This is a genomic window from Marinobacter sp. (assembly GCF_035268745.1).
Lineage (GTDB): Bacteria > Pseudomonadota > Gammaproteobacteria > Pseudomonadales > Oleiphilaceae > Marinobacter.
Genome location: NZ_DATFKH010000057.1, coordinates 35654 through 62031 on the forward strand (window position 1 = coordinate 35654; position 26378 = coordinate 62031).

The following is a 26378-nucleotide window of genomic DNA, read 5'->3' on the forward strand; positions in this document are numbered from 1 at the left end:
ATGGACCGGATAAACCACTGATTATGCGATCTGTCCTGTGCCTGCTCCTGCTGTGTTTTCCTCTGTTCGCCTCGGCGGGCTGGCTCTGGGGCAGCGAGGATGAGCCATTGCCTCAGGTGCGGGTTGTGAAACCATTCATCGAGTGGCGGACGGGCCCGGGCGCGGGCCACCCGGTCATTCACGCCAGCGAGAAAGGCGAGTGGCTCAGCCTGATCAAGCGCAAGACCTCCTGGCTCAAGGTGACTGATGACAAGGGGCGTGAAGGCTGGGTGCATGTTGATGATGTGCTGGAAACAGTAGATCGCACTGGTGACAGGGTGATGTTCAACGAGCCGCGGTTTGACGATTTCGGCACTCGCCGTTGGGAGGCGGGCCTGTTGATGGGCCAGTTTGAAGAGGCCGCATCAACGGCGGTTTACGGGGGCTTCGCGATGACAGAGAATCTGTCAGCGGAGCTCTGGGCCACCCAGGTACTGGGCAGCGCCTCCGAAATACGCATGTTTAACGCCAACATTGTGCATCAGCCTTTTCCGCAGTGGCGTGTGTCGCCTTTCTTTACACTTGGTGCGGGCCATATTTTTATCGAACCCAAATCCACGCTGGCACTGCCGGAAGAACGGGACAACAGCATCGGCCATGCAGGCCTCGGCATTCGTGCCTATGTGACTGACAACTATTTTATTCGAGCAGAGGTGAAGGACTACAAGATCTTCACCAGCCGGGCCACTAACGAAGAAGCACTGGAATGGAAAATCGGATTAAGCATATTCTTCTGAAAGCCCTGTTGATGCCGGTTATGGCAGCAATCAGCGCTCTGGCGGCTGCCCAGCAGAGCGATCGGCCATTGATCGAACCAGACGTCCAGCCCCAGCCGGTAACGGAAGCGCTGATTGATACCGAGAATTTTGAGATCGGGGTAGTCACCGGGTTCATGAAGATCGAGGATTTTGAATCTTCGTTTCTTGCCGCTGGCAAACTTACCTACCACCTGAGCGAGCGCTTCTTTTTTGAGGCGAATGTGGGTTTTGCCGAAGGTGGGGAGACCAGTTTCGAGAAGCTCGGGGGCAACGTGCGCGTGTTGTCTGATGAGGAACGGGAGTACCGCTATTACAGCGCCAATCTCGGTATCAATGTACTGCCGGGTCGGGCCTTTCTGACGGAAAATTACGCGTTCAATACCAATTTCTATCTGATCGGGGGCGCCGGAGCAACGGAGTTTGCCGGCGACACCCGGTTTACCGCGAACGTCGGTGCCGGATATCAGGTGCTGTTGACCGACAGCATCGCCGTTCAGTTTACGGTGCGGGAGCATCTTTACCGGATCGATGTGCTGGGTGAGGAAAAAACCTCAATGAACACGGAAGTCAGCCTCGGCCTGTCTGTCTTTTTCTGATCAAGGGGTTGTTGATGAATAGTCTGATATTTCGAATTGTCCTGTTACTGAGCCTCGTTCTTGGCGCCGCTGTGGTGCCGGCGAAAGAAATCAGTGAACCCGCGGCAGACTTTACGCTCAAGAGCAGGCAGGGGGAGAACCTGCGCCTGGAGAATTTCCGTGGTCAGGTGGTGATGCTGAACTTCTGGGCTTCCTGGTGCGGCCCCTGTCGCCAGGAAATGCCCCTGATGGATGATCTCTATGAGCAGTACAAGGATCTCGGTTTCACCGTACTGGCGGTAAACGTCGATGCCAACCGCGAAGAAGCCCATCGTTTCCTCAACAGTGTACCGGTGAGCTTCCCGATTCTGTACGACCCGGAAAGCCGGGTCAGCGAGCTTTACCGAGTGCAGGCCATGCCGACCACCATAATGATCGATCGCAACGGTACGGCGCGCTTCATACATTACGGCTACAAGCCCGGCTACGAAGACGATTATGAACAGCAGATTCGTCAGCTTTTGCGCGAGTGATACCGGCTGGCAGCAACGAGTCGGCAGATTGAGTTACTGGAGAACGCAATGATCAAGGCCCTTGAAACCGCACTGCCAGTCCTGGCTCTGGTTCTGGTGCTGCTGGCTACATCTGGCTGCAGCGATATCAAACCCTGGGTAAAACCCTATGAGCGCGACAGACTGGCAGACCCGGTCATGAGTCTCAGCCGTCACGGCAAGGCCAGTTCCTATATGCATCATGTCTATCAGTCGAGGGAGTCGTCCCGGGGGTCTGAAGGCGGTTCCGGGGGTGGCTGTGGCTGTAACTGAACGGCCGGTCATGCTGTGGTCCGGGTTCTGGCTGGCCGTTGTGCTGCTGATTCTGGTTGGCTCGCCGGCAACGGCCGCCACTTTGCCCGAGGACCAGGTGGATATGCTCTACCACCGGTATGACGGTGGTGGCATGGTGATTGATGGCCCCTCCGTGCTGGTTCGCAAAAACCTGGGTGCGCAGCTATCCGTGTCGGGCCAGTATTATGTGGATTCCGTCTCGGCAGCATCTGTTGACGTGCTGGCAGTGGCCAGTCCCTACACTGAAGAACGGACTGAACTGACGGCCGGCATAGATTATCTGTACCAGCAGTCGATTCTCAGCCTGGGTTACACCAACAGCTCGGAAAATGACTACGAAGCCAACACCGTATATTTCTCGGTGAGCCAGGAGTTCTTTGGTGGCATGTCCACGCTCAGCCTCGGGTATGCGAACGGCTGGGACACGGTCAGGGAAAGGGGCAATGAATCCTTTGAGGAAGAAGCCGAAAGACGCAACTACCAGCTTGGCCTGAGCCAGGTAATCACTGCCAACAGCTTGTTGAGTTTTGACTTTGAAGTGATTACCGACGAGGGTTTTCTGCAGAACCCCTACCGCCAGAACCGCTTTATTGACCCCAATGATCCCACCGGCTTCGAGTATCAGCCGGAGCGCTACCCGGAAACCCGGACCAGCTACTCCCTCGCCAGCAGAGTGCTTTACTACCTGCCGTACCGTGCATCCATCCGCGCAGAATACCGGTTCTTCAGCGACACCTGGGGCATAGATTCCCATACCTACGAGCTGGCGTACGTGCATGCGCTGAATCCGCGCTGGTCCCTGGAGGGCAAGGTCCGTTACTACGATCAGGATCAGGCGGATTTCTACAGCGACCTTTTCGCATTTGAAAATTCCCAGACTCACCTGGCCCGTGACAAGGAACTGAGTTCGTTTTCGGGAGTCACTTTCGGCGGCGGTCTGGTGTACGAGTGGAAACAGACCTCACTGCCGGGTATTTCCCGGTTGCAGGCCAGCCTGTTGCTGGACTGGCTGGAGTTTGATTACGACAATTTTCGTGATGTCACCGCACCGGGTTCGTTCCCGGCCGGCGAAGAGCCGCTTTACTCCTTCGACGCGATTGTTACCCGGGCGTCGCTGATTCTTGAATACTGAATGGCCAGGAAGACCCATGATGATAATTCTGCGCATTGTTAAAACCCTCTGTACCCGGAGGCTGCCCTGGGCTTTCTGTGTGCTGGCACTGTTATCTTTCCAGTTGCCGGCACAGCAGAGCTCCGATGAAAGCGCTGAAGGTTCGGTGGCGCTGAGTGTGGAAGAGCTCAAAAAAAAGGTGATAAAGCTCAACCGTGACCTGTTTATCCTGGAGGAAGACCTGCTGTTCCCGGCAAGCACGCAGTTTGCCGTGTTCCTCAGTGTTGATACCGGAAAATTGCTGCAACTGGACGCGGTCAAGCTCAAGCTGAATGACGATATCGTGGCCTCCCACCTTTACACCGAACGTCAGTTGAAGGCACTGGAGCGCGGCGGCATGCAGCGGCTGCATATCGGCAACCTGAAAACCGGCAACCATGAGCTGACCGTGTTCGTGGAGAGCACCGGTCGCAATAAGCAGGTCTACAAACAGGCAGCAACACTGGAATTTGAAAAAGGCACCGGCACTGCTGCCCTGGAAGTCCGTATTCGCGACAACCCGTTCAATTACCAACAGGAAGTGACCATTGTCGAGTGGGATTGATGCAAGCCGTGGCTGACCGTCGTTCATTCCAGTGTCTGCAACCGCGCACCGGTTCTTTCCGGGCCGGCATGGCTCTTGCCGTTCTGGCTGCGTGGGTCTGCGCAACCGCGCTGGCGGATGAGCCCCGGCAAAGGGTCAATGATACCAGCTATGGCATGGTGCTTTACGAATACCATCAGGGCGACTTTTTCCAGGCGCTGACCCGTTTGAACGTGGCTAAAGCGGAAGGTGGTATTTCCGGTCACGGCGACCATCCACTGCTGGTGGAAGCCGGGTTGATGCTTGCCTATGGCATGACCCGGGAAGCCTATGCCGTTCTGGAAGCTTTGCTGGATGAGTCGGATGTAGCCAGTGAAATCCGCAATCAGGCCTGGTTCTATATGGCCAAAGTGCTGTGGCTGGAAGCGGACTCCGATGCGTCGAAGGACGCTCTCGATCGGGTGGACGGCGACCTGCTGAAAGCCACGGAGGAAACGCTTTACCGGGAATGGCTCTACCTGAGGGGGCAGTGGCTGCTGGCTCAGCGTGGCGCCATGGTAACTGATAAACAGTTCGATAAAATCCTGCAGCCGTTGCCACCGAATTCCGTCTGGAGCTGGTATCTGCGTTACAACCGTGCCGTGCAGTTGCTGGCCGCTGATAGTGCGCAGGCCGCCATTGCCGGCCTGTCGGCACTGATTGAGCAGGCCGAGCCGGAAAGCCGGCTGGCGCCGCAAACCGCAGACGAACTCATCGCGCTGGAACAACAGGCCCGCCTCACCCTGGGGCGTCTGCACCTGGCCCAGGGAAATTTCCAGCAGGCCATGGCGGTACTGGGTGCCATCCCGCTGGACGGGCTGATGTCGGACCAGGCACTGTCTGATTACGCCGTCGCCGCCTCGAACCTGGGCCAGAATGGCCTGGCGCTTCAGGCCCTGGAGACTTTACAGAATCGCCCCCTGTTTACACCTTGGCTGCAGCAGGTACCTTACGCCCGGGCGTTCACCATTGAGCAGATGAATCGGCCAGAGGCAGCGCTGGAGGCCTACCGGGCCGCCGCCAGGCATTACCTGGGACTGGATGAGCGCCTGGCTGAAGAGCAGGCTGATCTTACCGAAGCCCGCCTGGTCGAAGCGCTGAATTTTATCCGTGAAGGTGCGGATAATGGCGGCAATGATCGCAACAGGGCGGCGCAGCGTGGCGCTGAACCGGCACTGGGCGAATCCACCATGCTGGTTGACAGCTACGGTCGGGTTCGGGTGCAACCGCAGGATTTCAGCCTCGCCGGATTGCTGGCCGGTGAAGGTTTCCAATTGGCCCTGCGCGACCTGCACGAGCTTTACCGGCTGAGCAATTCTCTGGACCGGTGGCGCGCCCAGTTGAACTCCTTTGACGTCATGCTGGACACTCGCAGGACTCGTCGTGAAGCCCGTATTCTGGAAACCCGGCAAGCGCTAGCGACGCTCAACGTGGATGAATGGGAGGCTCAGCAGTCCCGGTTCCGCCGCAGGATCGAGCAGGCATCGGCCGCACAGGATGTCACCTTTTTCATGACGGCAGAGCAGCGACAGCTCAAGCAACAGCTGGATGCAGTCGAGGAAACCCTGAGTCAACTTCCAGACGACAGAAGTACACGCAGACAGCGCCAGACCTATAAACGAATGCGGGCCTATCTCGACTGGTGGCTGGTCAACGATTACAGCACTAACCGCTGGGCTGCGATCAGCCAGTTGCGGGAACTGGACAAGGCTATGGCAACCTTTGTCAGCCAGCGCCAACTGGTGGAGCAGGAGCTGTTATCCGATGCCCGGCTCGACCGGTTTGCAGACAGGATCCGCCGCAAGCGGGAACAGCTGGAGCAGCTCAACGGGATGCTTGAGCTTGCTCTGGATCAGACCCGGCAGGATCTGCTCGTGCTGGTGGAGGCCGAGCTGGCCAGCCAACGGCGGCAGATTGCCGGTTACCTGCTGGCTTCCCGCCATGCTCAGGCGCGTCTGGCTGATCGGCTGTTACTTAGCGCAGGCGAACCCGCGGCGGCTGCCCCCATGGCAGACCCCATGGCAGATCCGGGATTCAGGTCGCGGATCACTGACACGGAGGACGCCGATGAATAGCTGGCGTCTGCGCAGTGGCAGAATGATCCCTTGTCCGGGGCTGCCGCTGCTGTTGTCCGTAGTGCTGGCTCTGTCCGGCTGTCAGTCAATGCCCGGCATTTTCGGCGGTGATGGGGGCAGCGAGCCTGAGCCGGGGACCCTGGCGAGCCTGCAACCCGCTGCCCTGCCGGCGATGCCGCAGAGCAACGCAGCAGAGGTGACGCGGGAAGAGGTGGTGGAAAGTTACCGGGCGTTGCTGCCGCTGCTGCAGGATCCCGGCAAGCGGGTTGAAGTCCGCCACCGGCTTGCGGACCTTGAATTCGAGCGCGCCGAAACCGAGCTTATCGACAATGCGGTGGAAGACATGGCCGCCGCCACTGAAGCCTACGAAGCCCTGTTGACCGAGTATCCGGACCGCAGCAGCAACGACCGTGTGCTTTATCAGCTTGCGCGTGTCTATGAGTTACGGGGCATGCGCGAGCAGCAACTGGCAGCACTTGACCGGCTGGTTGAAGACTACCCCGGGTCGGAATTGTGGGTGGAATCCCAGTTCCGCCGGGGGGATATTCTGTTCCGGGATAATCGTTATGCCGAAGCGGAGGACGCTTTCAGGACTGTCATCAACGCGGATCCGTCCGCCAGTCGGGGCGAATCCTTCCTGGTCAACGCGATTTACATGCGCGGCTGGAGTCAGTTCAAGCAGGGTGATTTCCGGCCCGCGCTGCGCAGCTACATGGACGTGCTGGAGCTGGTCGTTCCCGATAATGTGTCAGCGGTCTCAATAGACGAACAGTACCAGACCCTGACCGAGGACCTGTTCCGGGTGTTCGGGTTGTCGCTGTCCTATCTCGACGGCGCCAACACGCTCCAGGCCCTGTTTGATCAGGTCGGCGAAAAGCCCTATGAAAGGCTGATTTATGACCGCTACAGCGAACTGCTGTTCGAACGTGAACAATACTCCGATGCCATCAGCGTGTATGAGCGCTATATTGAATCCCGCCCGTTCAGCCCGTGGGCGCCGAGATATTACGTCCGGATTATTGAAATCCTCCAGGCCGCTGGCTTCACGTCGTCAATAACTGATCGCAAGGCACAGTTTGTCAATGATTATGGCTTTTACAGCAATTACTGGCAGCAGGCGGATAAAGAGACTCTCGGGTTTATCGAACAACAACTGGAAACCCTGATTCCGGAGCTTGCCAATCGTCAGTACGCGCTGGCAGCTGACAGTCAGGGGCGCGAGGCTCGTGAGCGCTACCTGATAGCAGCGGATTACTATGAGGAATTCGCTGACACTTTCCCGTCTCATCCCCAGACCCCGGAAATGCTGTTTCTGCTCGGCGAATCCAGGCTGGCTCTGGAACAGTGGCCTGAAGCGATTGCCGCATTCGAGCAGGTGGCCTACGACCTCGCGCACCGCAACGAAGCGCCGGAAAGAGCGAGAGAAGCGGGCTATGCCTCGGTGCTGGCGTTTCAGGAGTACGCCAAAACCTGGTCCGGGGAGCCGGAAGAGGAGCGCAGCAATCATGCCGAGTTACAACAGCTGAATCGCCTGCGCTTTGCCAATGCGTTTCCCATGGATCCCAGGGCCGACGATGTGCTGTTTACGGCAGTGCAGTACCGGTTTGACCAGCAGGGCTATCAACAGGTTGTGGATCTGAGTGAACAGTTGATTGCCCGCAACCCGCGCCCCGAACTTTTTGCCGAGGCCCGGTTGTTGCAAGCTCGCAGCCTCTTCGAGCTGGGGCAATACGCAGACGCCGAAACCGGCTATCAGCATGTTCTGGAGCTGTTACCTGCCGCCGACCCACGCCGTGCCGGTCTGGTTGAAAGCCTGGCGGCTTCGGTGTTCCGTCAGGCCGAGGCGCTGGCGGCTGCAGGCAGGACCGCAGAGGCAGCGAACGAGTTTCTGCGGGTGGGAGTGGTTGCCCCTGGTGCCACCCTCAGAGCCAACGCCGAGTTTGATGCCGCAACCTTGCGGATGGAACTCGGGCACTGGCAGGATGCCATTGACATAATGATTGCCTTCCGCAGCAACTACCCGGATCACGAGCAGATTGACACCCTGCCTGCAAAGCTGGCGCTGGCTTACCGCGAAACCGGGCAGTGGGAGCAAGCCGGTGATGAACTCAACCGGCTCTTTGCCCTGGCAACCACCGCGGAAGAGAAGCGGGAAAACCTGTTGATTGCGGCCGAGCTTTATGAGCGTTCCGGCAACCTGACCAAGGCTATTGATGCCTGGCGTCTGTATGCCAACACCTACCCACAGCCCCGGGATGTGTTTATGGAAGCGGCAAAGAGTCTGTCCGGGCTTTACGCCGAAGTGGGTGATGACGAGCGTCGTCGCCAGTGGCTCAGACAACAGATGGAAGTGGTGGATGAGGCGCCGGATCAGGTTGATGACCGGATGCGATACCTGGCGGCGGAAGCTTCGGTGATCCTTGCCCGTGAAAAACTGGAATCTTACAATGCCATCAGGCTTACGCTGCCGCTGAACCAGAGTATGCGGGCGAAAACCGCTGCTCTGGAAGAGGCCGTGACCGCTTATCAGAAAACCCTGGGATATGGCGTTTCGTCGTTTTCAACCGAGGCGGGTTATCAGATCGCGCATATTTACGGGCGGCTGGGGCAGGACCTGATGGATTCCGAACGGCCCGAGGGACTGTCCGAGCTGGAGCTGGCCCAGTACGAATTATTGCTGGAAGAGCAGGCATTTCCGTTTGAGGATAACGCGATCAGTATTCACGAGCAGAATGCCAGCCGCGCCCGCGAAGGTATCTACGATGAGTGGGTCAGAAGCAGTTTTGAAGCGTTGAAACAGTTGCTGCCGGGTCGCTATGACAAACCGGAAATTCTGACGGGAGTCGTTCATGAGCTGGATTGAAAGCCTGATGCGCACCGCTGTTGCGCTCGCCTTAATGGCCTGGCTGGCGGGATGTGCTAACATGGCGCCAACCCCGGAAGACACGGCTCTGGCCCGGGAGCAGGCCCGGCAGGAATTGCTTGAACAGAATTTCGGCCAGGCTGTCGACGCCATGGAAAATGGCAGTCACGAAGTCGCCAGACGGCAGTTCCAGGCGCTGCATGAGTCCCACCCCGAGCGTACCGGACCATTGGCAAATCTCGGTATTCTGGCCCTGCAGGCAGGTGATCAGGGGCAGGCAAAGGCGCGTTTTGAAGAAGTCGTTGCGCTGGATGCCGGTCATGCGCCTGCGCTGAATCATCTGGGGGTTATCGCCAGAGAAAACGGCGAGTTTGCCCGGGCGGAGGCCTATTACCGTGAAGCCCTGGCCGCCGAACCGGATTACCTGCCTGCGATGATGAACCTTGCGATTCTACTGGATATCTATCTTGGCAGGCCCGGTGATGCCTTGCCCCTGTATGAGCAGTATCAGTCCATGGTGGAAGAGCCCAACCCACGGCTGAAAGACTGGATTTTCGATGCCAGGAACCGGAGCTGAGGACCGCGCCCATGAAATATGCTCTGAACATCTTGCTGATTACCGGACTGGTTGCCGGCGCACCCGCTGTCGCCGTTGCCCAGGAGGGGGTAATAACGCTGGAGGGGGCCCGCCTTCAGGGTGGTCACGAAGCGCCCCTGGTGCTGTACCTGATACCCTGGAACCCGCCGGAAGTCCGGTCACTTGGTGGTCCGGATGAAGATATGATGCTGGCGCGGCCGATCAAACCTCTGCAACGGTCCGAATTTCAGCGCCTGATAAGTTATCATCACCACTTTCAGGCGCTGAAGGCATCGGAAGCCGGGCCCGGAATTGAGAGCAGCAGGCCGGAATGAGACCTGTATCACCTTCCGACTGTGCAGCTGTGCAAATAAACACAAACCGCAACAGAGCTTTGCGGTAACTTACCCCAATGCCATTCGTTGCCAAATAGACTCATAACATTCATGGATTATGGAGTGCCGAAAAAATGATCGAAACTGCCGTTCGCTTCTTTCAGGAAGGTGGCTTTTTTATGTACCCGATAGCCACTGTGCTGGTTGTGGGTATCATCGTTGCCACTGAACGATATATTTACCTTTCTGCCCAGAAAATGACCAACCGCCGGGACTTCAACCGGCTTCACCAGATGATTGCCAAAAAGGATCTCAAGGGCGCTCTGAATTACGCCACTGAGGCCGGTAGTGCCATGGCCTCCATGCTGAGTCTGGGTTTGCAGCGCCTTGCACGCCGGCAGTCCCGGGAAGAAATCGAATACGCCATGGAAGAAGGGCTGATGGAAGTCATGCCGCGTCTGGAAAAGCGCACCCAGTACCTGGCCACGCTGGCCAACATTGCAACTCTTCTGGGCTTGCTTGGAACCATCATCGGTCTTATTGCGGCATTTACTGCCGTGGCATCGGCGGATCCCTCGCAGAAGGCGAGCCTGCTTTCCCAGAGTATCTCGGTTGCCATGAACACTACCGCTTTCGGGCTGATGTCCGCGATTCCGCTGCTATTGCTCCACTCCATTCTGCAGACCAAAACCAACGAAATCATCGACAGCTTTGAAATGGCCGGAATCAAGGTGTTGAACCTTATTAATGATGGCACCAACGGCCGACCCGCCAGTGCTCCGCGAGCCCCGCAGAACGATCAGCCCGCCAGTCCCGCCGGGTCCATGGCCTAACGTTCATACCAGGGAGCTCAGTCCATGAGAGGCAAGCATCGTCGGCTTCGCAGCGAAGCCGATCTGGATATAACACCGTTCATGAACCTGATGATCGTGCTGGTGCCGGTTCTGCTGCTGAATATGGTATTCGCCCATACCAGCGTGCTGGAACTGAATTTTCCGGATACCGGCGGCGGATCTTCCCAGGAGCAGAAAGAGCTCCAGCTTCAGGTGATGATTTTTGATGATGAACTGGTGGTTGCCGACAATCAGGGCGGCGTTATCAAGGCCATCCCCCAAAGCGAAGCGGAATACGATTACGAGTTGCTGGGTCAGGTGATGCAGGAACTGAAAAGACGCATGCCGGACAAGCGCAACATCATCATCCTGCCGTCCAGCGACACCACCTACCAGACCCTGGTCTCGGTGATGGATTCTGTGCGTTCCTATGAGGCCGTGGTAGCCGGTGACGTGGTTAATGCAGAACTCTTTCCTGAAATTTCCCTCGGGGACGCTCCGGAAAGGGTGGAGGTAGAAGAAAGCTCATGAAGGAATCTGCCAAGGCCAGACGCCTGAAGCGTCATTACAGTCGCCGTCGGTACCAGGGCAAGCTGAATCTGGTGTCGCTGATGGATATTTTCACCATTCTGGTGTTCTTCCTGATGGTGAATTCGTCCTCGGATGTCCAGGTGCTCAACCAGGAGAGCGGCATCAAGCTGCCCGTTTCCTCGGCCGAAACACCGCCAGCTGACGTACTGGCGCTTACCGTAACCGATAACGACATCCTGGTGAACGGGCGTGTCGTGGCAAAGCTGGATGCGTTCCGGGCTTTCGATGGCGAAGTCGAGCCTGGCCTCAAGGAGGAACTTGACTATCAGTCCGGTCGCTCGGGCAAACCGGCGCCGGAAGATGGCAGGCCCATCACCATTGTGGCCGACCGGGAACTGCCATATGACCTGTTGAAGAAAATCATGTCCACCTGTGTCCAAGCCGGGTACGCCAGTATTTCTCTGGCGGTCAATCAGAAAGCAGAGCAGGGAGCCTGATCGTGTCTCAGTATCGTCCGGGATTGCCCTGGAACCGGGAAAAAAGCGAGCGTAAGCGGCTGCTTGCAGTTTCGATACTGTTGGTACCGCTGTTCGTGCTGGTAGCCAGCTACGTAAGCTGGGTCGAACTTCCCGAAATTGAGCGTGAGGAGCGCGAAGCGCTGCCGCCGCAACTGGCCCGCCTGGTGGTTGAACAGGAGCCGCCTCCACCGCCACCTCCGGAGCCCGAGGAACCCGAGCCGGAACCTGAACCGGAGCCCGATGAGCCGGAAGTGGCAGAACCGGAGCCTGCGCCTCCCGAGCCTGAACCAGAACCGGAGCCGGAGCCAGAACCGGAAGTAGCAGAAACCCCTGAGCCGACCGCGGAGGATGTGGAAAAAGCCCGTGAAAAGGCCAGGAGCACCGGTATTCTTGCCATGGGCGACGAGCTCTCAAAGCTGTCGACTCTGGGTGAGTCCGTCAAACTCGATGTACCATCTACGATAACTGCCGAGCCGATTGCCAGGACCAGCGGCGATACCCTGGCGCAGCGTGCCGACAGCGGACGCAGCTCCGGCGTTGATGAATCGCAGCTTCAGCAGGAGAGCAAACAGATTGCCCTGGCCGAGCGCCAGCGCGTGGAAGTGGAGCAGGCCGAGGAAATTGTCGCCGAGGCGCGTACCTCTGAGCGCAAACGTGAGGCCGAAAAACAGCAGCGCACCCGCGAGGCGGTCGAACGGACGCTGGATCAGAACAAGTCGGTGATTCTCAGCATCTATTACCGGGAACTGCGGCGCCAGCCTTCGCTGCAGGGCAATATCACGCCGGAACTGGTGATCGAGGAAAGCGGCGCTGTTTCAAGTTGTAACGTGGTGGTATCGACCGTCGATGAGCCCGGCCTGGAGCAGAAGATCTGCAATCGCCTGCGCCTGGTGAACTTCGGCGAGCGACCCGGGGTCGAGAAAATGACGATCCGCTACCCCATAGAACTGCTGCCCGGCTAATCCCGGTTTCCGGCAAGGACCGCCAGTAGCAGGCTGACCAGGGCGGAAGCGGTCAATGCGCCGACGAAGGGCCACAGGGTAGGAATTGCCCCGGGAAAACTGGCAGCCTCAAGGCCTGCCAGCAGGCTGCCCCCGGAAATCCATCCGGGGACGACCGCGCCAGTCAGCCCGGCCAGACCGCCGCAAACGGCCGCCCGGGTTGTCATCCGCCGCCAGAGCCCCATCAGCACCGGCACAATCGCTGTCGCGCACAGCAGGTCCGCAATCAGAAACAGTCTCAGTACAGAAATCCCCTGCAACGCTACCAGCACCACCGGCACCATCAGAATCAGCGTAATCCAGCGAGCAGCCGCCAGGGAAAGGCCCTGCTTTTCAGTCACCGCCAGCGACGCGAAGGCGTTCTGGAGGGTGTCGACGGAAGAGGCAACCAGTGTCAGCGCCAGAACCAGTGCCGGCAGTGCCAGCCATCCGGACGCATCTGCCAGCAGCGCGAAGAAGGGAATGGGTGGGGTTCCCAGGTTTACGCCAGTCATCGCGGCGACGATACCGAAGCTTCCCACCACGGCAACCACCATGACGGTTGCCAGGCCGCCGATCAAAGCCCCGGTTCGCAGGGCGCGGGTATCACGGGCGGACCAGAGCCGCTGCCAGTACCCCTGATGGAACAGATTGGCGGCCGTTACTGCGATTATCAGGGTGATTGCGACACTGACCGCACTGCCAACGGGTGCGCCTGGCATGGCTGAGGGCTTCAGTTCCGGCAGATAACCGGCGACGGCGAAACCGACAATGCCGAGAAGCGCAATCAACAGTGCCGCCTGCCACTGATCGGTAACGATGCTGGCGCGCAGACCGCCCCAGGCAGTGTAAGCCAGGGTAGTGACGGCAACACCGAGCACCGCAAGATTGCCATTGACATCCGACAGTAAGGAGGTAATCGCGCCAATGGCGGTCAGCTCTGCGGTCAGAAAACAGAGCATATAAAGCACAGAAATCAGCGCGACGTAGCGCCGGACGGCGTTGCCATAACGGGCCTGGGCAAATTCCCCGATGCTTCGTCCCTGCGGCAGGTAACGACGCACAGCGGGCCCACAGAGTCCGAATACGATAAACGGAAGCGCAGCACCAATGGCGTAGCCCGCCAGTGCAAGGGGGCCAACCAGGGCGCCGATCTCCGGCGGTGCAAACAGGATCCAGCCGCCCATGCCCGACGCCAGGAAAGACAGCCCCAGGGCCCGGGAGCCCTGGGAGTTGCGCGCGGTAATAAAATCGTCCAGCCCGCCACTGGCAAGCCTGGCTCTCATGCCCAGCCAGGCAAAAAGCAGCAGTGCGGCGGTCAGGGCAGCGATGGTGGTATAGAGCATTCAGGGTTTCTCCGGCACCGGTGTGTTGAAGTATTAACAGCGTGTTTTGCAAAGACCTGTCGCTTACTTTTTCGCTGATCAGTAACTGACCACCGCCCTCAGTCTTCCGGCCTGCTCAGGTCCAGCCACTGTTGTGACAGCCAGTAAAAAGTGCCGTTGCCGGCAGGATAGGTGCAGTTGTACCGAAAGCGGCGGCTGTTGAACGGTTCCGGTGCGGTCAGGGTAAACCGGCCGTCGCTGTCTACCGCGAAATCAACCCGTCCCTGGCCCGACGCGAAGCAGTTTAACCGGGCTGCATCCATTGACTCGGGTAGCACAAAACTCAGGGTGGGCGGGTTTTCGTTTATTACCCCGTCGGGTAACTTTTCTGCGGCTACCGGAAAGGCCCTGCTGGTCAGCTTGGGCTTCAGGTTGTCCAGCTGGCCGTAAGCGTCGGCCACGGGAAAGCGGGGCATTCTTGTATCATGGGAATGGGAACCGACCGCCCCGGACTGTTGCCCGTATCCATACCAGCCCCGGTCATCAACCATGGCTTCGACTGCCCGGCTGAATTCGCCGTAAGGGTAGGCGAACATGGGGGTATCGGTGCCCAGTTTTGCTTTCAGAACACTCTGGGCACCGTCCAGGTTGATCCTGATTCTTTCCCGCCAGTCATCGGTGTCTTCTCCCGGGCGTTGAACCATATGGTCGTGATCCTTGCTGTGATTGGCTATGGTGACAAGTGGGTCCGCAGCAAACTCTTTCAGTTGATCCCAGGTCATATAGCCTCTGCCGCCAATGCCGTCGGTATTCACGAATACGGTGTAGGGGAAACCCTTTTCTGCAAGCAGGGGCGCGGCTGTGTGATAGACAGAATCATAGGCATCGTCGAAGGTGATGGCGATCTGCTGTTTCGTGTCCAGCTCGCCTGCCAGGGCCTGGCGGGTTCCGGACTCAAGCGGCACCACCTCCAGCCCCAGTTCCCCGATCATATCCAGCTGGTCTTCAAAAAGTGACACCGTGGTGCTGGTAGATGGTGGTGTGGAATCACTGACGTGGTGGTACTGCAATACCACCAGGTCGGCGACAGCAGGCGAGACGGCCCCGGCCATAAGGCCTGCGAACATCAGGGGTAAGCTTGAGGGTCTGATCATGGTGACTCCTGGGTCTGCTTTGCCGGTTTATTAATCCGTGCGTAAGTAAGCGGACAGGTCTTTCCAGAACACGCTGTGAATACGTCCCTGTACGCTCGGCCTCCGCCATCCCTGGCTCCGGACGGTTCTGGAAAGACCTGTCCGCTTACTTTGTTATCCATTAGTAATCCTGAAAATGCGCCTTGAGAACACTGAAGGCGCTGTTAAGCTCCTGAATGGTTCCGGTTTCACCGCCGCGATCCGGATGTGACTGCATTACCGCCCGGCGGAACCGGTATTTTACCTCGTTAAAGGTGGTGGGTATGTCATCGAAGCCAAGCACGCTGGCGGCGTCCAGAGCCTCGCTCATTGCCGGCCGGCGCCCGTGACGTCCGGCCCAGAAATCATCCATCATGGCGAGAATAGCCGCCTTCGGTAACTGGTATCCGGACAGGTCCAGATAGAAGGCCCGAAGTGCATCCACTTCGGCAACCGGGCCGGTGCCGCTGACAATATTCTGAGTGGATAGCTGGATCTGTAGTGGTGAAATACTGACCGTTTCTCCGGCCTGGGCAAGTTGATCCCGAAGGCCGTAAAGCACATGGAAAATCAGGAAATGGACGGGATAGAGTTGGTCCGGCTCGGCGTAGTTGACCGGACCAATCAATTCCCAGGGCGGACGCTGAAGCGCCTTGATCAGGCCCAGTTCGCTGATTCCCTGCGGGTTTTCACGAAGAATCCGTTCGATAGCAACGGCCAGGTGAGGCACCTGCGATCCAGGCTGCGACTGGTTACTGATATCCTGGTTGATCTGCTGCCCGGACGAGTCCTGAAATTCGTTCATGGCCCTATCCTAAGCGACCTGACACGATCAGGAAAGGCCGGCAGGCTGCCTACCCCTGGTTTTGTTCCGTTCGATTGCAGGCGTATAATTCCGTCGCTATAGCCCTGACAACGTCCAACCCGGTGAATGATAGCGTATGCCTGATGCCGTGACCGCCAAGTTCGATTCCGCCGCCTTTTCCGAGGCAGAGCGCAAACAAAAGCGCGAATTCAATAAACTGCAGAAGCGCCTGCGCCGTGAAACCGGACAGGCTATCGCGGATTTTTCCATGATCGAGGCGGGCGACAAAGTCATGTGCTGCCTCAGTGGCGGGAAAGATTCCTATGCCATGCTGGATATTCTGCTAGGCCTGCAGAAAAGCGCGCCCGTGGACTTCGAGCTGATCGCGGTCAACCTGGATCAGAAGCAGCCGGGTTTTCCTGAGCAGGTGCTGCCGGACTACCTGTCAGCGCTTGGCATTGAATATCATATCGTTGAGAAAGACACTTACAGCATCGTCAAGGACAAGATCCCGCAAGGCAAAACCACCTGTGGCCTTTGTTCACGGCTGCGCCGGGGCATTCTCTACAATTTTGCCGAGGCCAATGGCGTAACCAAGATCGCGCTGGGGCATCACCGTGATGATCTGCTGGAAACACTTTTCCTGAACATGTTTTACGGCGGCAAGCTGAAGTCGATGCCCCCGGTACTGCACAGTGACGACGGGCGCAATACGGTGATTCGTCCGCTGGCCTATTGTCGTGAGAAAGACCTTGCCCGCTATGCCGGTATGAAAGAGTTCCCGATTATTCCGTGCAATCTGTGCGGATCCCAGGAAAACCTCCAGCGCCAGGTCATCAAGGATATGTTCCAGCTCTGGGACAAGCAGCATCCGGGTCGGCTGGAAACCATGTTTCGCGCCCTGTGCAATGTCGAGCCTTCCCACCTGGCGGACAGCTCGCTTTACGATTTCCGGCAGGGAGAGCGTAAGACTGGCGGATCGGTGGAGGCTGTTGGTAAAGCGGAGCCAGAGCACATTGACTATGGCCGGCTTGACGTTCTGAACGTGTACTAATCCGTGTGCAAGTAAGCGGACAGGTCTTTCCAGAACACGCTGTGAATACGTCCCTGTGCGCTTACTAATGAGTAGGAAAGTAGGCGGACACGTCCATTCAGGACACGCCGTTAATACATCCATGTAGTCTCGGATGCAGCATCCCTGCTGCATACGGTCCTGAATAGACGTGTCCGCCTACCTTCCTACTCATTAGTAAGTGTATCGCTCAGCGACGGTGTAGCCCATGACGCCGGGCTGCCCGGAGAATCACCAGCCCCGCCAGACCCAGAATCAGGCCGGTGAATTTTGCCAGCGCACAAAGGGCGGCCGCCAGACTCGTGGCCTCATTGGGGGAATCCAGATTGTTCAGCAACAGAATATTCTCCGCCACATCGGCAGCGCCGGCCGCGATAAACAGGCCTCTTACCCACCGTGACACGGCACGCGCCCGCCTTCCCGGCCGGTCCCGGGACAGGTGTATGGTAAGCAGCAACAGCGTCAGAACGTAAGCACCTGCGAATGCAAAATCCAGCCAGAGTGATGTCCGGGCAGAGGCGACTGCACTGCTGTCCCAACTTTTCAGAATTTCCGAGGCATGGTCCAGGGTGCCTGCCATCTGGAAACTGACAATGCCTTTGGGCGCAGCGCTTGTCTGCAGCGGCTCATTGATCAGCAGCAGGGCAATAAACAGGCTCAGGCTGGCCAGCAAGCCAAGAGCGAGGGCTTTCGGGAAGTCAGAACCTGGCATTAACATTATAAAAAGCGCTCCAGCAGGCTGTTCAGGTAGCGCTGGCCAAGCTCCGTAGCCTGAAGCCGGTCACGCTCCAGCAGGCGATCCTTTCGCAATGAATCAAGTTTTACCTTAACCAGGCTCAGGGGTAAACCTGTACGCTCTGTGAACAGTTTTTCCGACACGCCGGCGCTTAGCCGCAGTGCGTTCATCATGAATTCCAGCGGAAGCTCGCCGGTTTCCACCATTTGATAGCCTGCCGTGCGGCTGCCAATGCGTTTCAGATAGGCTTCGGGCTGGCGGGTTTTCCAGAAACGCCGGACCTGCCCATCCGCCTGCGTTACCTTGCCGTGGGCCCCGGCACCGAGGGCCAGATAGTCACCAAAGGTCCAGTAGTTGAGGTTGTGGCTGGAGGCGGCCCCTGGCTGGCTCCACGCGGAGACTTCATAGTCCACATAGCCGTGGCGGCGAAGCAGGTCGGCTCCCCGACAGTATATCTCCCAGAGCCGGTCGTCGTCGGGCAGGTCCGGCGGGCGCCGGTAGAATTCGGTGTTGGGTTCCAGAGTGAGCTGGTACCAGGACACATGCGGCGGTTCCCAGGCAATCGCGGCCTCAAGATCCGCAACAGCTTCCTCTGGCGTCTGGTCGGGCAGGCCGTGCATCAGGTCCAGGTTGAAGTTGTCGAAGCCCGCCTTGCGCGACGCCGCAATGGCCTGATGGGCGGCCTTGTCATCATGAATCCGCCCCAGTGCTTGCAGTTGACGGGGCTGGAAACTCTGAATGCCCAGTGAAAGCCGGTTAATTCCGGCGGCCCGAAAACCGTCGAATCGTGCCTGTTCGACGGTACCTGGATTGGCTTCCAGGGTAATCTCGGCGTCGCTGGCCAGAGTCAGGCGCTGGCCGAGCCCGTCAAAGAGCCGGAAGTAGAACTCTGGCGACATAAGTGAGGGTGTTCCACCGCCAATGAAAACGGTCTCTATTGCACGATTCCGGATCAGGTAAAGGTCCTGCTCCAGATCTTCAAATATGGCGTCCAGGTAGGCCTGTTCCGGAATGGCGCCCACCAGAGCGTGGGAGTTGAAATCACAGTAGGGGCACTTTTTCACGCACCAGGGCATGTGCAGGTACAGGCTGAGAGGGGGCCTGGCCAGAACAGGGGAATGGGTCAATGGGCGCCCAGTTGATCGATCAGAAGTTCCAGCGCAAGGCCGCGGTGGCTGATGCGTGCTTTCTCTTCAGGTGTCATTTCTGCCGCGCTGGTGCCGGTTTCCGGCGCGAGGAACACCGGGTCATAGCCAAAGCCGCCATCACCGCGCGGCTGTTCCAGAATCCGGCCGGGCCAGCAGCCATGGCAGATAACCGGTGTGGGGTCATTGGCATGGCGCAGGTAAACAAGCACGCAGTGAAACTGGGCGCTTCGCTCTGCCGGCGGAATGCCTTTCAGGGCCACCAGCAGGGCGTCGATATTGTCCTGATCTGTCGCGGCGTCGCCTGCAAACCGCGCCGAGCGCACACCGGGTCTGCCGCCCAGGGCATCTACTGCCAGCCCGGAATCGTCTGCCAGAGCCGGCAATCCGGTCGCTCTGGAGGCGTGCCGGGCCTTGATAATGGCGTTCTCGACGAAGGTGACGGCGGGTTCTTCCGCCTCACTGACCCCCAGCTCTCCCTGAGCCACCGGTGTAAGGCCAAGGGGCGCCAGCAGAGTCCCCAGCTCGGCAATTTTCCCGCGGTTGTTGCTGGCAATAACCAGCCGGTTATCCTGGCTCATAAAGACTGATCAGCTGATTATTCGTTGAACAGCGTGTGGGAGAAGCGCACAGGCAGGTCGCTCTGACCGCCGGTAGGCCGGGCGGTGATTTCAAAGGTCATAAGCTCGGCGTTCGAGTACTGATACTCGGCGATAAAATACACGGCATCGCCTTCCTGAATGCGTCGAAAAGCCAGAAAGGTGGGCTGTTGAACCTCATTCAGTACCTTGCCCTCGACCTGGCCGGAAACAGTATCCATGCCACCGTCTTCTGCCGCAGACATGATGACGATATTGACCACACCGATACCCCGGCTTCGGTTAAGGTCGTTTTCTTTGGCGACTTCGGGGGTAAGGAAAGTGCTTGGAAACACGCTCCACTGCACAACGTACTCGCCAAAATCCTTGGATCCCGCCTGGCTGGTACTGGCGACCAGCAGCAGGATAACGACGGTCAGCAACTGGCGGATGTTGTTTGGTTTCATGGTTGACGCTCCTCTGGGTTTATCCGTCTTTCCGGGTGATTCGGTAAATGGCTATCTGTCCCAACATATTAGGCCAGAGTCGGCTGAACCAGTGATCCTGATGTTCGCCGTCCACGACCGTGCGGTTCAGAATCATAAAGCCCTTGCGGTAGCAGAGCGCTTCAAAATCCTTGAAAGTGCATAGGTGGATGTTGGGAGTGTTATACCATTTATAGGGGAGAGTTTCTGATTCGGGCATGCGGCCTCGGCGAATCAGGAACCAGCGCAGTTTCCAGTAGGCGAAGTTGGGGAAGGTTACAATGCCTTCGCGGCCCACCCTCATCATTTCGTCCAGTACCAGATCGGGGCGCCGAACCGCCTGCAGCGCCTGTGTCATCAATACCGTATCGAAGGTACGATCCTCAAAATTGCCCAGACCCTGAGTGTCCAGATTCTGCTCGATGACTGATACCCCGCGGCCCATGCAGGTGGTAATGTGATCGTGGTGGATCTCCAGACCAAAACCGGTGACCTGTTTTTCCCGCTGCAGACAGTCCAGCAGGGTGCCGTCGCCACAGCCCAGGTCCAGCACGTGGCTGCCCGGGGCGATCCACTGCTCGATGATTTTCAGGTCGGTTCTCATGCCCCTACCTCCCGGGCTACCCGGTCCATGTAAGCCCGGAACACGGCATTGTAGCGGGGTGTGGGAATCAGAAATCCATCATGCCCCCAGGGCGCATCGATTTCGGCATAGCTGACTCTTTTGCGTGCCGAGATCATGGCGCTGACCAGTTCTTCCGACCGCGCCGGAGTGAAACGCCAGTCAGTGCTGAAAGACAGCACCAGAAATTCGCAGCGGGCCTTGCGCAGCGCCTTGGCAAGGTCATTATCATACTCGTGGGCCGGGTCGAAATAATCCAGGGCCTTGGTCATCAGCAGGTAAGTGTTGGCGTCAAAGGTTTCGGAGAAACGCTCGCCCTGATAGCGCAGGTAGCTTTCCACCTGGAATTCAGCATCAAAGGCGAATTTGTAGGCCTGGTCCCGCAGTTCGCGGCCGAATTTTTCCCCCATCGAGGCATCGGAAAGATAGGTGATGTGGCCGACCATACGGGCCAGCATCAGGCCACGGCGGGGCAGGGTGTGGTGTTGGTAATAATGGCCGTCGTAAAACTCCGGATCGGAGGTAATGGCCTGCCTTGCCACTTCATTAAAGGCAATGTTCTGTGCACTGAGCCTCGGCGTGGAGGCAATCACTGCGGCGTGCCGGATGCGATCCGGGTAGTCCAGACTCCACTGCAGCGCCTGCATGCCACCCAGCGAGCCGCCCACCACGGCAGACCAGCACTGGATGCCAAGCCGGTCGGCAAGCAGTGCCTGTGATTTGACCCAGTCGCGCACGGTAATAACGGGGAAATCCGGGCCGTAGGGTTTGCCGGTTTCCGGATTGTTGCTGCCGGGGCCGGTGCTGCCATGACAACCGCCCAGGTTGTTGGCACTGACAACGAAAAACCGGTTGGTGTCAATGGGTTTGCCCGGACCGATACAACTGTCCCACCAGCCCGGTTTCCGGTCTCCGGAACTGTGGAAACCGGCGGCGTGGTGATGACCGCTGAGGGCATGACAGATCAGCACCGCATTGCTGGCCTGGGCGTTCAGGGTACCGTAGGTCTCGTAAACCAGGCTGTACTGATCCAGCGTCCGATTGCACGCCAGGCTGATGGGCGTGTCGAAATGCAGTGTCTGTGGGGTGACTATCCCGACAGAATCCGTTGGCAGGGATTCGGACATTGGCGCGACAGGTTCCTGGTTGGGTCCATCATCTGAAGATCAATATTGGCGGCAAAAATGGGCAATTTCCCAATGCCATTGCGAACGGGCCAGTTTAAAGTCCGCTCTTCATGGCTGCAACCGCCGTTTGCTTCCTGATCAGCTGGCGCCGGAAATATTAACAACTTTTTGCTGAAGCATGGTCGGCGCCGGTTTGCGGATCTGTTTATGCATGGCGTCTGCCAGTTCAAGCTGTCGGTGCAGGTCGGTGATGGTATTCTGTAGCCGCTCGCGCTCGGCCCTGCCATCGCGGTCGCTACGGGCCATATCACGCAGGCGGCGGATCTGGTGTTCAAGCAACTGCTTCTGTTCCATGGAATACTGCAGGATTGGCAGCATGGCTTCGGACGGCCAGCGCTCAACCTCCGCGCGTACCCGCTGATTCAGGGTGCGGGCCTCACTGACGATGACATTGAAGAAGCGCTTGACCAGCGCGGACTGCTCCGTCAGCAGATTGGTGGGGCTGATACGGAAGCGCCGGGCTTTTTTGCGTAGTTCACGAATGGCAACAATGTGGCGACCTGTGCGTAAAGGGGTAGCCTCCAGGTGGCGCGTGCGATTGTCCTCGTTATAACGGCGATAGATGGCGTTGACCATTTTTTCGGCCAGCCTGCCCTCATTCATCAGGTGGTTGAGGTCAACTTCAAGAAGCTCGAAAAAATCCTCCATGCTGCGGTTCATGCCGGCGGTGGTCCAGCTGCTGGCCATCTGGCTGCGAATGGTCTGGGCGTGGTTTTCAAATCGTTCTGCGCTGACGAACTGCTTCAGAGGCTCGCCCTGGGATTCCATCAGGCGGCGGCTGGAGCGCAGGGTGATAAGCTTTCTGCAGTAGTAGTCGTAATCTTTCTGGGCACGATCGGCCAGCCGTTTCAGGGCCTTTTTATCAACGGTGGTGCCGGAACAGGCCTGTACTTCTTCCTTCAGGGAATCCAGCCGGGTTCTCATGGCCGCCTGACTATTCTGGAGCATGCCCAACAGATCATTGATCAGGCTCTGGGTAATCAGTTGTTCCTTGTGGGTCAGAATTCGCCTGATAATCAGTTGTTCAAGCTGGGCCAGGTTGGAGCGCTCGAGCAGTCCGTCGTCTTTTCTGACCCGGGCGGTCAGGCCCTGCTTGGCGGACAGAGGGATTACGTCTCTTTCACTTATGCCCAGGTGGTCGGCGGTATAGTTGCGGATCCGGCTGATGGCGTCACTGGTGTATTTCTCGCCCTGGAGGTCGTCCCACAGCACATCAATCTTGTTCAGCACTGCAAAGCGACCGGCACGGTGGTCGGCATGTTCGGTGTCGATGTGTTCCGTCCAGATCGTCATGTCGCTGGCGGTCACACCGGTGTCCGCACTGAGCAGAAATACAATGGCGTGAGCGCGTGGCAGCAGGCTGATGGTGAGTTCCGGTTCAGAACCCAGGGCGTTCAGGCCCGGGGTATCCAGAATGCGCAGGCCGCGCTCGAACATCGGGTGACGGATACTGATCCGGGCGTTGCGCCAGGCTGGAACCAGCACATGGCCGGGGCGGGAGCGATCGCTCTCCAGCATGTCCTCGGCAAAGCCGAGGTCGTTGGCTTCAGCGGTGGATATGCTCTTGACTCTTGCAACTTCTGCCAGTACCTCGCGCATGACATCCGGATCATGCTCGTCCAGTTCATGCCTGATCCATTGCTCGGACTGTTTGCCGAGCTGTTGCAGAGAAAGCCCGCTGGTGCGGGTTTCAATCGGCAGAAGTAGCAGATAATTCTGGTGGGTGTTGCGGTCAAAAAACAGCTCAGTCGGGCACATGGTGGTGCGCCCCGCACGGGATGGCAGCATCCGCTGGCCATATTCCGCGAAGAAAAGCGCGTTGATCAGTTCGGTTTTGCCCCGGGAATATTCGCCCACAAAGGCAATGGTGAGCTCGTCTTCAACCAGCAGCTCCAGACCATGGCGGATACGTTTGCTGACATCATCTGAAAACAGGTTATTGTCCTGAAGCCACAGGCGATAACGGCCAATCTGCCGGATCAGTTCCTTTTTCCAACTGTGGTAGGCCTCAACCTGCTGTGAAAGAGTGCCCTGGAGAGAACTCTGGTTTTTCATCTGAGAATCCCTCTGCGCGACTAGCGGGCGACGACAACGATCCTGGAATCTGTGACCGGTTAAAAGAGTGTTTTAAATATAGTCAGAGTTACGGATTTTTCATCAAAAGTCTGTAATCCTTCTGTAAATCCGCAATTCCGGGATAGTGGCTGGCTGATAATAAAAAATGCGGCCAATTCAATAAGATAAATTGGCCGCTTTGAATTCTGGCTGCTCAGGCTGGCAATGTAACAAAGCGTATTTCCGGGCGTTTTACGATCTTTTACATACCTGCAAGGGCGCCCATGCCCGCGCTGCGCTGCAGATTGTCGATTACCACCTGAAGCACGTTGAGGATCAGGAAGACGATAATCGGTGACAGATCAAGGCCGCCCAGGGATGGTATCAGGTTACGGACCGGTCGCATGACCGGCTCGGTGATCTGGGCGACCAGCTGGATCGCCGGATGGTTGCTGCCCGGGGCAATCCAGCTCACTATGACCACGGCAATGACGGACCAGAAATAGATGGTCACAATCAGGTCCAGCACGTTGAGCACTGACCATGTCAGCAATGTGAGCGGATTGAGGCTGGGCACGCCGCCATTCAGTGCGATCAGAATCAGGAAGAAGGTGATGGCCTGAATGATAACGGCAAGCACCAGCGATGCCCCATCCACGCTGCGCCATCCCGGAATGATCTGCCGGATCGGTCGCAGTAACGGATTTGTTGCCTTGACCGCGAACTGGGTGATCGGATTGTAGAAGTCCGCCCGGGCCAGTTGCAGCAGAAACCTCAACAGTACGATGGTCAGGTAAAAGCTGGAGGCAATAAGCAGGATGGTAATCAGAATGTCGGCCAGCATGAAGCTGTGTCTCCCGTTACGTTGTGACTGTTTTGGCTACAAGGCTACTGTTTGGCTGCCAGTTCTTTCGACATCTCGCCGGAGCGGTCATAGGCCGCGGAATAGGCCTTTTTCACCAATTCGCGCAGGCCGCCATCTTCAAAAGTATGGATTGCCTGCTCGGTGGTGCCTCCCGGTGACATCACATTGCGCTTCAACTGGCCGGGATCGTGCTCGCTGCGACCCGCCATTTCGGCGGCACCGGCCATCGTCTGAATGGCAAGTTTTCTGGCGGTCTCAGCAGGCAGGCCTGCACCGGTAGCGGCTTCCTCCAGCGCCTCCAGCATCAGGAAGAAATAGGCCGGGCCGCTACCCGAAAGCGCGGTGACCGCGTGCAGAAGCGATTCGTCCTCGACCCAGAGCGCTGATCCAATGCTGCTGAACACCGATTCCACCATGGTTTTCTGTTTGTCCTTGACCTGATCATTGGCATAAAGGCCGGCTGCGCCTTTGCCCACCAGCGATGGCGTATTCGGCATCACCCGGACCATCGGCATGCCGCCGCCCAGCCATTGGTCCAGCGTGGTAGCGGCAAGCCCTGCTGCGATCGATACCATCAAGGGCCGGGTGTTCTGCACAACCGGGGCAATGTCCACACACACGTTCCGCATGACCTGGGGTTTGACCGCAAGTATGACCATGTCTGCCTGCTGGGCGCAGTGGCGATTGTCGGTGGTGACGCTGACTCCGAATTTTTTGCGGATTGACTGCAGATGGCCGTCATCAGGCGCACTGACCCAGATCTTACCTGCCTCAAAGCCGCTCTCCAGCATGCCACCGATGATGGCGCTTGCCATATTGCCCGCACCGATGAATGAAATGGTTGGTGATGTGCTCAAGGTATACTCCCGCTGGTGACTGATGGCGGCCGATAGCCGCACTGAATTGGATAATAGCAGGAACTGTTCCTGTGGGCTTCCGCTTAGCCCGCGGGACACTAGTCCCTGGCGCCGAAAATCGCTGTACCGACTCTGACCCAGGTTGCCCCGGCTTCAATTGCCAGCTCCAGATCAGCCGACATGCCTATGGACAGAGTGTCCAGAGCGGTATCCGGTGTTTTGCCATGGTATTCGTTCTGCTGCAGCGCCTGCAGGGCATCTGCCAGTTTCCGGAAACTGGCCCTCAGGTCAGCCTCTGGCTGGTCCGGATCGGGAATCGCCATTAACCCCCGCAGGGATATATTTGGCAGTGTCATGACCTCCCGGGCGAGGGCTGGCAAGTCGCCAAGCAAGCAGCCTGCCTTGCTGTCCTCTTCGTTGATATTGACCTGAAGGCATACATTCAGTGGCGATCCCGACCCGCCACGCTGCTCGCTGAGCCTGCGGGCTATTTTCAGGCGATCAACACTGTGGACCCAGTCGAAGGCCTCCGCAAGCTGTCGGGTTTTATTGGACTGGATGGGACCAATAAAGTGCCATTCAATCTCGGACAGGTCGGCCAGGGCGTCAATTTTTGTCAGTGCTTCCTGCAGATAATTCTCACCAAACGCTTTCTGGCCAGCCTCGTAAGCTGCCCGCAAATCGCTGGCTTGGCGGGTCTTGCTCACCGCCATAAGCTGCACAGAGCCGGGCGCCCGGCCTGCTTTCAATGTTGCTTTTTGTATGCGTCGGGTTACGGTTCCCAGGTTGTCTGCTATGCTGCTCATAGTGCA

Annotated in this window: 28 protein-coding genes; 15 read left to right on the top strand and 13 right to left on the bottom strand. The window is 58.0% G+C overall.

Annotated features, from left to right (window positions below; genetic code table 11):
• Positions 1-23: 23 nt before the first annotated feature.
• The 14 genes from VJ956_RS04940 (at position 24) to VJ956_RS05005 (ending at position 12644) form a co-directional block, all read left to right on the top strand.
• Positions 24-776, top strand: a complete 753-nt coding sequence (locus VJ956_RS04940; RefSeq protein WP_324082261.1) for an SH3 domain-containing protein — start codon at positions 24-26, stop codon at positions 774-776.
• Entirely contained in the window at positions 746-1393 is a 648-nt protein-coding gene (locus VJ956_RS04945) for an outer membrane beta-barrel domain-containing protein (protein WP_324082263.1), read from the top strand. The genes VJ956_RS04940 and VJ956_RS04945 overlap by 31 nt, the downstream gene beginning before the upstream one ends.
• Positions 1394-1407: 14 nt before the next feature.
• Complete coding sequence (locus tag VJ956_RS04950; protein WP_324082265.1) at positions 1408-1905, top strand: TlpA disulfide reductase family protein; 498 nt, start codon at positions 1408-1410, stop codon at positions 1903-1905.
• A 48-nt stretch (positions 1906-1953) separates the two neighbouring features.
• Entirely contained in the window at positions 1954-2196 is a 243-nt protein-coding gene (locus VJ956_RS04955) for a DUF4266 domain-containing protein (RefSeq protein ID WP_324082266.1), read from the top strand.
• Entirely contained in the window at positions 2183-3349 is a 1167-nt protein-coding gene (locus tag VJ956_RS04960; RefSeq protein WP_414674385.1) for a DUF3570 domain-containing protein, read from the top strand. Before VJ956_RS04955 ends, VJ956_RS04960 begins: the two co-directional genes overlap by 14 nt.
• 16 nt (positions 3350-3365) lie before the next feature.
• On the top strand, positions 3366-3932 hold the full coding sequence (locus VJ956_RS04965) for an AraC family transcriptional regulator (RefSeq protein ID WP_324082268.1): 567 nt from the start codon (positions 3366-3368) through the stop codon (positions 3930-3932).
• A complete protein-coding gene (locus tag VJ956_RS04970) occupies positions 3923-6025 on the top strand; it encodes a hypothetical protein (protein ID WP_324082270.1) in 2103 nt (700 codons plus the stop codon). Before VJ956_RS04965 ends, VJ956_RS04970 begins: the two co-directional genes overlap by 10 nt.
• A complete protein-coding gene (locus VJ956_RS04975; RefSeq protein ID WP_324082272.1) occupies positions 6018-8888 on the top strand; it encodes a tetratricopeptide repeat protein in 2871 nt (956 codons plus the stop codon). Before VJ956_RS04970 ends, VJ956_RS04975 begins: the two co-directional genes overlap by 8 nt.
• Positions 8875-9465, top strand: coding sequence for a tetratricopeptide repeat protein (locus VJ956_RS04980; RefSeq protein WP_324082274.1), 591 nt, complete (start codon positions 8875-8877; stop codon positions 9463-9465). The genes VJ956_RS04975 and VJ956_RS04980 overlap by 14 nt, the downstream gene beginning before the upstream one ends.
• A gap of 11 nt (positions 9466-9476) precedes the next feature.
• Positions 9477-9800 (top strand): hypothetical protein, encoded by a 324-nt coding sequence (locus VJ956_RS04985; RefSeq protein WP_324082276.1) that lies wholly within the window; start codon positions 9477-9479, stop codon positions 9798-9800.
• A 134-nt stretch (positions 9801-9934) separates the two neighbouring features.
• On the top strand, positions 9935-10633 hold the full coding sequence (locus tag VJ956_RS04990) for a MotA/TolQ/ExbB proton channel family protein (protein ID WP_324082278.1): 699 nt from the start codon (positions 9935-9937) through the stop codon (positions 10631-10633).
• Positions 10634-10657: 24 nt separating this feature from the next.
• Positions 10658-11164 (top strand): ExbD/TolR family protein, encoded by a 507-nt coding sequence (locus tag VJ956_RS04995; protein ID WP_324082280.1) that lies wholly within the window; start codon positions 10658-10660, stop codon positions 11162-11164.
• On the top strand, positions 11161-11661 hold the full coding sequence (locus VJ956_RS05000; RefSeq protein ID WP_324082281.1) for a biopolymer transporter ExbD: 501 nt from the start codon (positions 11161-11163) through the stop codon (positions 11659-11661). Before VJ956_RS04995 ends, VJ956_RS05000 begins: the two co-directional genes overlap by 4 nt.
• 2 nt (positions 11662-11663) lie before the next feature.
• Positions 11664-12644 carry an AgmX/PglI C-terminal domain-containing protein gene (locus VJ956_RS05005; protein WP_324082283.1) on the top strand — a complete coding sequence of 327 codons (981 nt, stop codon included), beginning with the start codon at positions 11664-11666 and terminating at the stop codon, positions 12642-12644.
• On the opposite strand, the gene VJ956_RS05010 is transcribed toward VJ956_RS05005, so the two are convergent.
• The 3 genes from VJ956_RS05010 to VJ956_RS05020 all read right to left on the bottom strand — a co-directional run bounded on the left by VJ956_RS05010 (position 12641) and on the right by VJ956_RS05020 (position 15964).
• Positions 12641-14008, bottom strand: coding sequence for a sodium:solute symporter family transporter (locus VJ956_RS05010; RefSeq protein WP_324082285.1), 1368 nt, complete (start codon positions 14006-14008; stop codon positions 12641-12643). The genes VJ956_RS05005 and VJ956_RS05010 overlap by 4 nt on opposite strands.
• Before the next feature lie 98 nt (positions 14009-14106).
• Positions 14107-15141 carry a polysaccharide deacetylase family protein gene (locus tag VJ956_RS05015; RefSeq protein ID WP_324082288.1) on the bottom strand — a complete coding sequence of 345 codons (1035 nt, stop codon included), beginning with the start codon at positions 15139-15141 and terminating at the stop codon, positions 14107-14109.
• A 160-nt stretch (positions 15142-15301) separates the two neighbouring features.
• A complete protein-coding gene (locus VJ956_RS05020; protein ID WP_324082290.1) occupies positions 15302-15964 on the bottom strand; it encodes a DNA-J related domain-containing protein in 663 nt (220 codons plus the stop codon).
• 136 nt (positions 15965-16100) lie between these two features.
• Between VJ956_RS05020 and ttcA the strand changes: the two genes are divergently transcribed.
• Entirely contained in the window at positions 16101-17018 is a 918-nt protein-coding gene (gene ttcA, locus VJ956_RS05025; protein ID WP_324082291.1) for a tRNA 2-thiocytidine(32) synthetase TtcA, read from the top strand.
• Positions 17019-17226: 208 nt separating this feature from the next.
• On the opposite strand, the gene VJ956_RS05030 is transcribed toward ttcA, so the two are convergent.
• From VJ956_RS05030 to VJ956_RS05075, 10 genes are all read right to left on the bottom strand, one after another.
• Positions 17227-17754 carry a hypothetical protein gene (locus VJ956_RS05030; RefSeq protein ID WP_324082293.1) on the bottom strand — a complete coding sequence of 176 codons (528 nt, stop codon included), beginning with the start codon at positions 17752-17754 and terminating at the stop codon, positions 17227-17229.
• Positions 17754-18899, bottom strand: a complete 1146-nt coding sequence (gene hemW, locus VJ956_RS05035; RefSeq protein WP_324082295.1) for a radical SAM family heme chaperone HemW — start codon at positions 18897-18899, stop codon at positions 17754-17756. The genes VJ956_RS05030 and hemW overlap by 1 nt, the downstream gene beginning before the upstream one ends.
• A complete protein-coding gene (rdgB, locus tag VJ956_RS05040) occupies positions 18896-19498 on the bottom strand; it encodes an RdgB/HAM1 family non-canonical purine NTP pyrophosphatase (protein ID WP_324082297.1) in 603 nt (200 codons plus the stop codon). The genes hemW and rdgB overlap by 4 nt, the downstream gene beginning before the upstream one ends.
• 17 nt (positions 19499-19515) lie before the next feature.
• Positions 19516-19962, bottom strand: a complete 447-nt coding sequence (locus VJ956_RS05045) for a DUF4426 domain-containing protein (protein ID WP_324082304.1) — start codon at positions 19960-19962, stop codon at positions 19516-19518.
• A 19-nt stretch (positions 19963-19981) separates the two neighbouring features.
• Positions 19982-20584: a methionine biosynthesis protein MetW gene (metW, locus tag VJ956_RS05050; protein WP_324082311.1), complete on the bottom strand. Its 603-nt coding sequence runs from the start codon at positions 20582-20584 to the stop codon at positions 19982-19984.
• On the bottom strand, positions 20581-21729 hold the full coding sequence (gene metX / locus VJ956_RS05055) for a homoserine O-succinyltransferase MetX (RefSeq protein ID WP_324082318.1): 1149 nt from the start codon (positions 21727-21729) through the stop codon (positions 20581-20583). Before metX ends, metW begins: the two co-directional genes overlap by 4 nt.
• 138 nt (positions 21730-21867) lie before the next feature.
• The gene (locus tag VJ956_RS05060; protein ID WP_324082324.1) at positions 21868-23844 is read right to left on the bottom strand and encodes a dynamin family protein; all 1977 of its coding nucleotides are present in this window, start codon (positions 23842-23844) and stop codon (positions 21868-21870) included.
• Positions 23845-24106: 262 nt separating this feature from the next.
• Positions 24107-24688, bottom strand: coding sequence for a YggT family protein (locus tag VJ956_RS05065; RefSeq protein ID WP_324082329.1), 582 nt, complete (start codon positions 24686-24688; stop codon positions 24107-24109).
• A 44-nt stretch (positions 24689-24732) separates the two neighbouring features.
• Positions 24733-25566, bottom strand: coding sequence for a pyrroline-5-carboxylate reductase (gene proC, locus VJ956_RS05070; protein ID WP_324082343.1), 834 nt, complete (start codon positions 25564-25566; stop codon positions 24733-24735).
• 98 nt (positions 25567-25664) lie between these two features.
• On the bottom strand, positions 25665-26372 hold the full coding sequence (locus tag VJ956_RS05075) for a YggS family pyridoxal phosphate-dependent enzyme (protein WP_324082351.1): 708 nt from the start codon (positions 26370-26372) through the stop codon (positions 25665-25667).
• Between the last annotated feature and the right edge of the window lie 6 nt (positions 26373-26378).

Excerpts from the sequence above, each read along its gene's own strand:
- VJ956_RS04940 (WP_324082261.1), top strand. The coding sequence starts at position 24 with ATGCGATCTGTCCTGTGCCTGCTCCTGCTGTGTTTTCCTCTGTTCGCC.
- VJ956_RS04945 (WP_324082263.1), top strand. The coding sequence starts at position 746 with ATGGAAAATCGGATTAAGCATATTCTTCTGAAAGCCCTGTTGATGCCG.
- VJ956_RS04950 (WP_324082265.1), top strand. The coding sequence starts at position 1,408 with ATGAATAGTCTGATATTTCGAATTGTCCTGTTACTGAGCCTCGTTCTT.
- VJ956_RS04955 (WP_324082266.1), top strand. The coding sequence starts at position 1,954 with ATGATCAAGGCCCTTGAAACCGCACTGCCAGTCCTGGCTCTGGTTCTG.
- VJ956_RS04965 (WP_324082268.1), top strand. The coding sequence starts at position 3,366 with ATGATGATAATTCTGCGCATTGTTAAAACCCTCTGTACCCGGAGGCTG.
- VJ956_RS04975 (WP_324082272.1), top strand. The coding sequence starts at position 6,018 with ATGAATAGCTGGCGTCTGCGCAGTGGCAGAATGATCCCTTGTCCGGGG.
- VJ956_RS04980 (WP_324082274.1), top strand. The coding sequence starts at position 8,875 with ATGAGCTGGATTGAAAGCCTGATGCGCACCGCTGTTGCGCTCGCCTTA.
- VJ956_RS04985 (WP_324082276.1), top strand. The coding sequence starts at position 9,477 with ATGAAATATGCTCTGAACATCTTGCTGATTACCGGACTGGTTGCCGGC.
- VJ956_RS04990 (WP_324082278.1), top strand. The coding sequence starts at position 9,935 with ATGATCGAAACTGCCGTTCGCTTCTTTCAGGAAGGTGGCTTTTTTATG.
- VJ956_RS04995 (WP_324082280.1), top strand. The coding sequence starts at position 10,658 with ATGAGAGGCAAGCATCGTCGGCTTCGCAGCGAAGCCGATCTGGATATA.
- VJ956_RS05000 (WP_324082281.1), top strand. The coding sequence starts at position 11,161 with ATGAAGGAATCTGCCAAGGCCAGACGCCTGAAGCGTCATTACAGTCGC.
- VJ956_RS05010 (WP_324082285.1), bottom strand. The coding sequence starts at position 14,008 with ATGCTCTATACCACCATCGCTGCCCTGACCGCCGCACTGCTGCTTTTT.
- VJ956_RS05015 (WP_324082288.1), bottom strand. The coding sequence starts at position 15,141 with ATGATCAGACCCTCAAGCTTACCCCTGATGTTCGCAGGCCTTATGGCC.
- VJ956_RS05020 (WP_324082290.1), bottom strand. The coding sequence starts at position 15,964 with ATGAACGAATTTCAGGACTCGTCCGGGCAGCAGATCAACCAGGATATC.
- ttcA (WP_324082291.1), top strand. The coding sequence starts at position 16,101 with ATGCCTGATGCCGTGACCGCCAAGTTCGATTCCGCCGCCTTTTCCGAG.
- VJ956_RS05030 (WP_324082293.1), bottom strand. The coding sequence starts at position 17,754 with ATGTTAATGCCAGGTTCTGACTTCCCGAAAGCCCTCGCTCTTGGCTTG.
- rdgB (WP_324082297.1), bottom strand. The coding sequence starts at position 19,498 with ATGAGCCAGGATAACCGGCTGGTTATTGCCAGCAACAACCGCGGGAAA.
- VJ956_RS05045 (WP_324082304.1), bottom strand. The coding sequence starts at position 19,962 with ATGAAACCAAACAACATCCGCCAGTTGCTGACCGTCGTTATCCTGCTG.
- metW (WP_324082311.1), bottom strand. The coding sequence starts at position 20,584 with ATGAGAACCGACCTGAAAATCATCGAGCAGTGGATCGCCCCGGGCAGC.
- metX (WP_324082318.1), bottom strand. The coding sequence starts at position 21,729 with ATGTCCGAATCCCTGCCAACGGATTCTGTCGGGATAGTCACCCCACAG.
- VJ956_RS05060 (WP_324082324.1), bottom strand. The coding sequence starts at position 23,844 with ATGAAAAACCAGAGTTCTCTCCAGGGCACTCTTTCACAGCAGGTTGAG.
- VJ956_RS05065 (WP_324082329.1), bottom strand. The coding sequence starts at position 24,688 with ATGCTGGCCGACATTCTGATTACCATCCTGCTTATTGCCTCCAGCTTT.
- VJ956_RS05075 (WP_324082351.1), bottom strand. The coding sequence starts at position 26,372 with ATGAGCAGCATAGCAGACAACCTGGGAACCGTAACCCGACGCATACAA.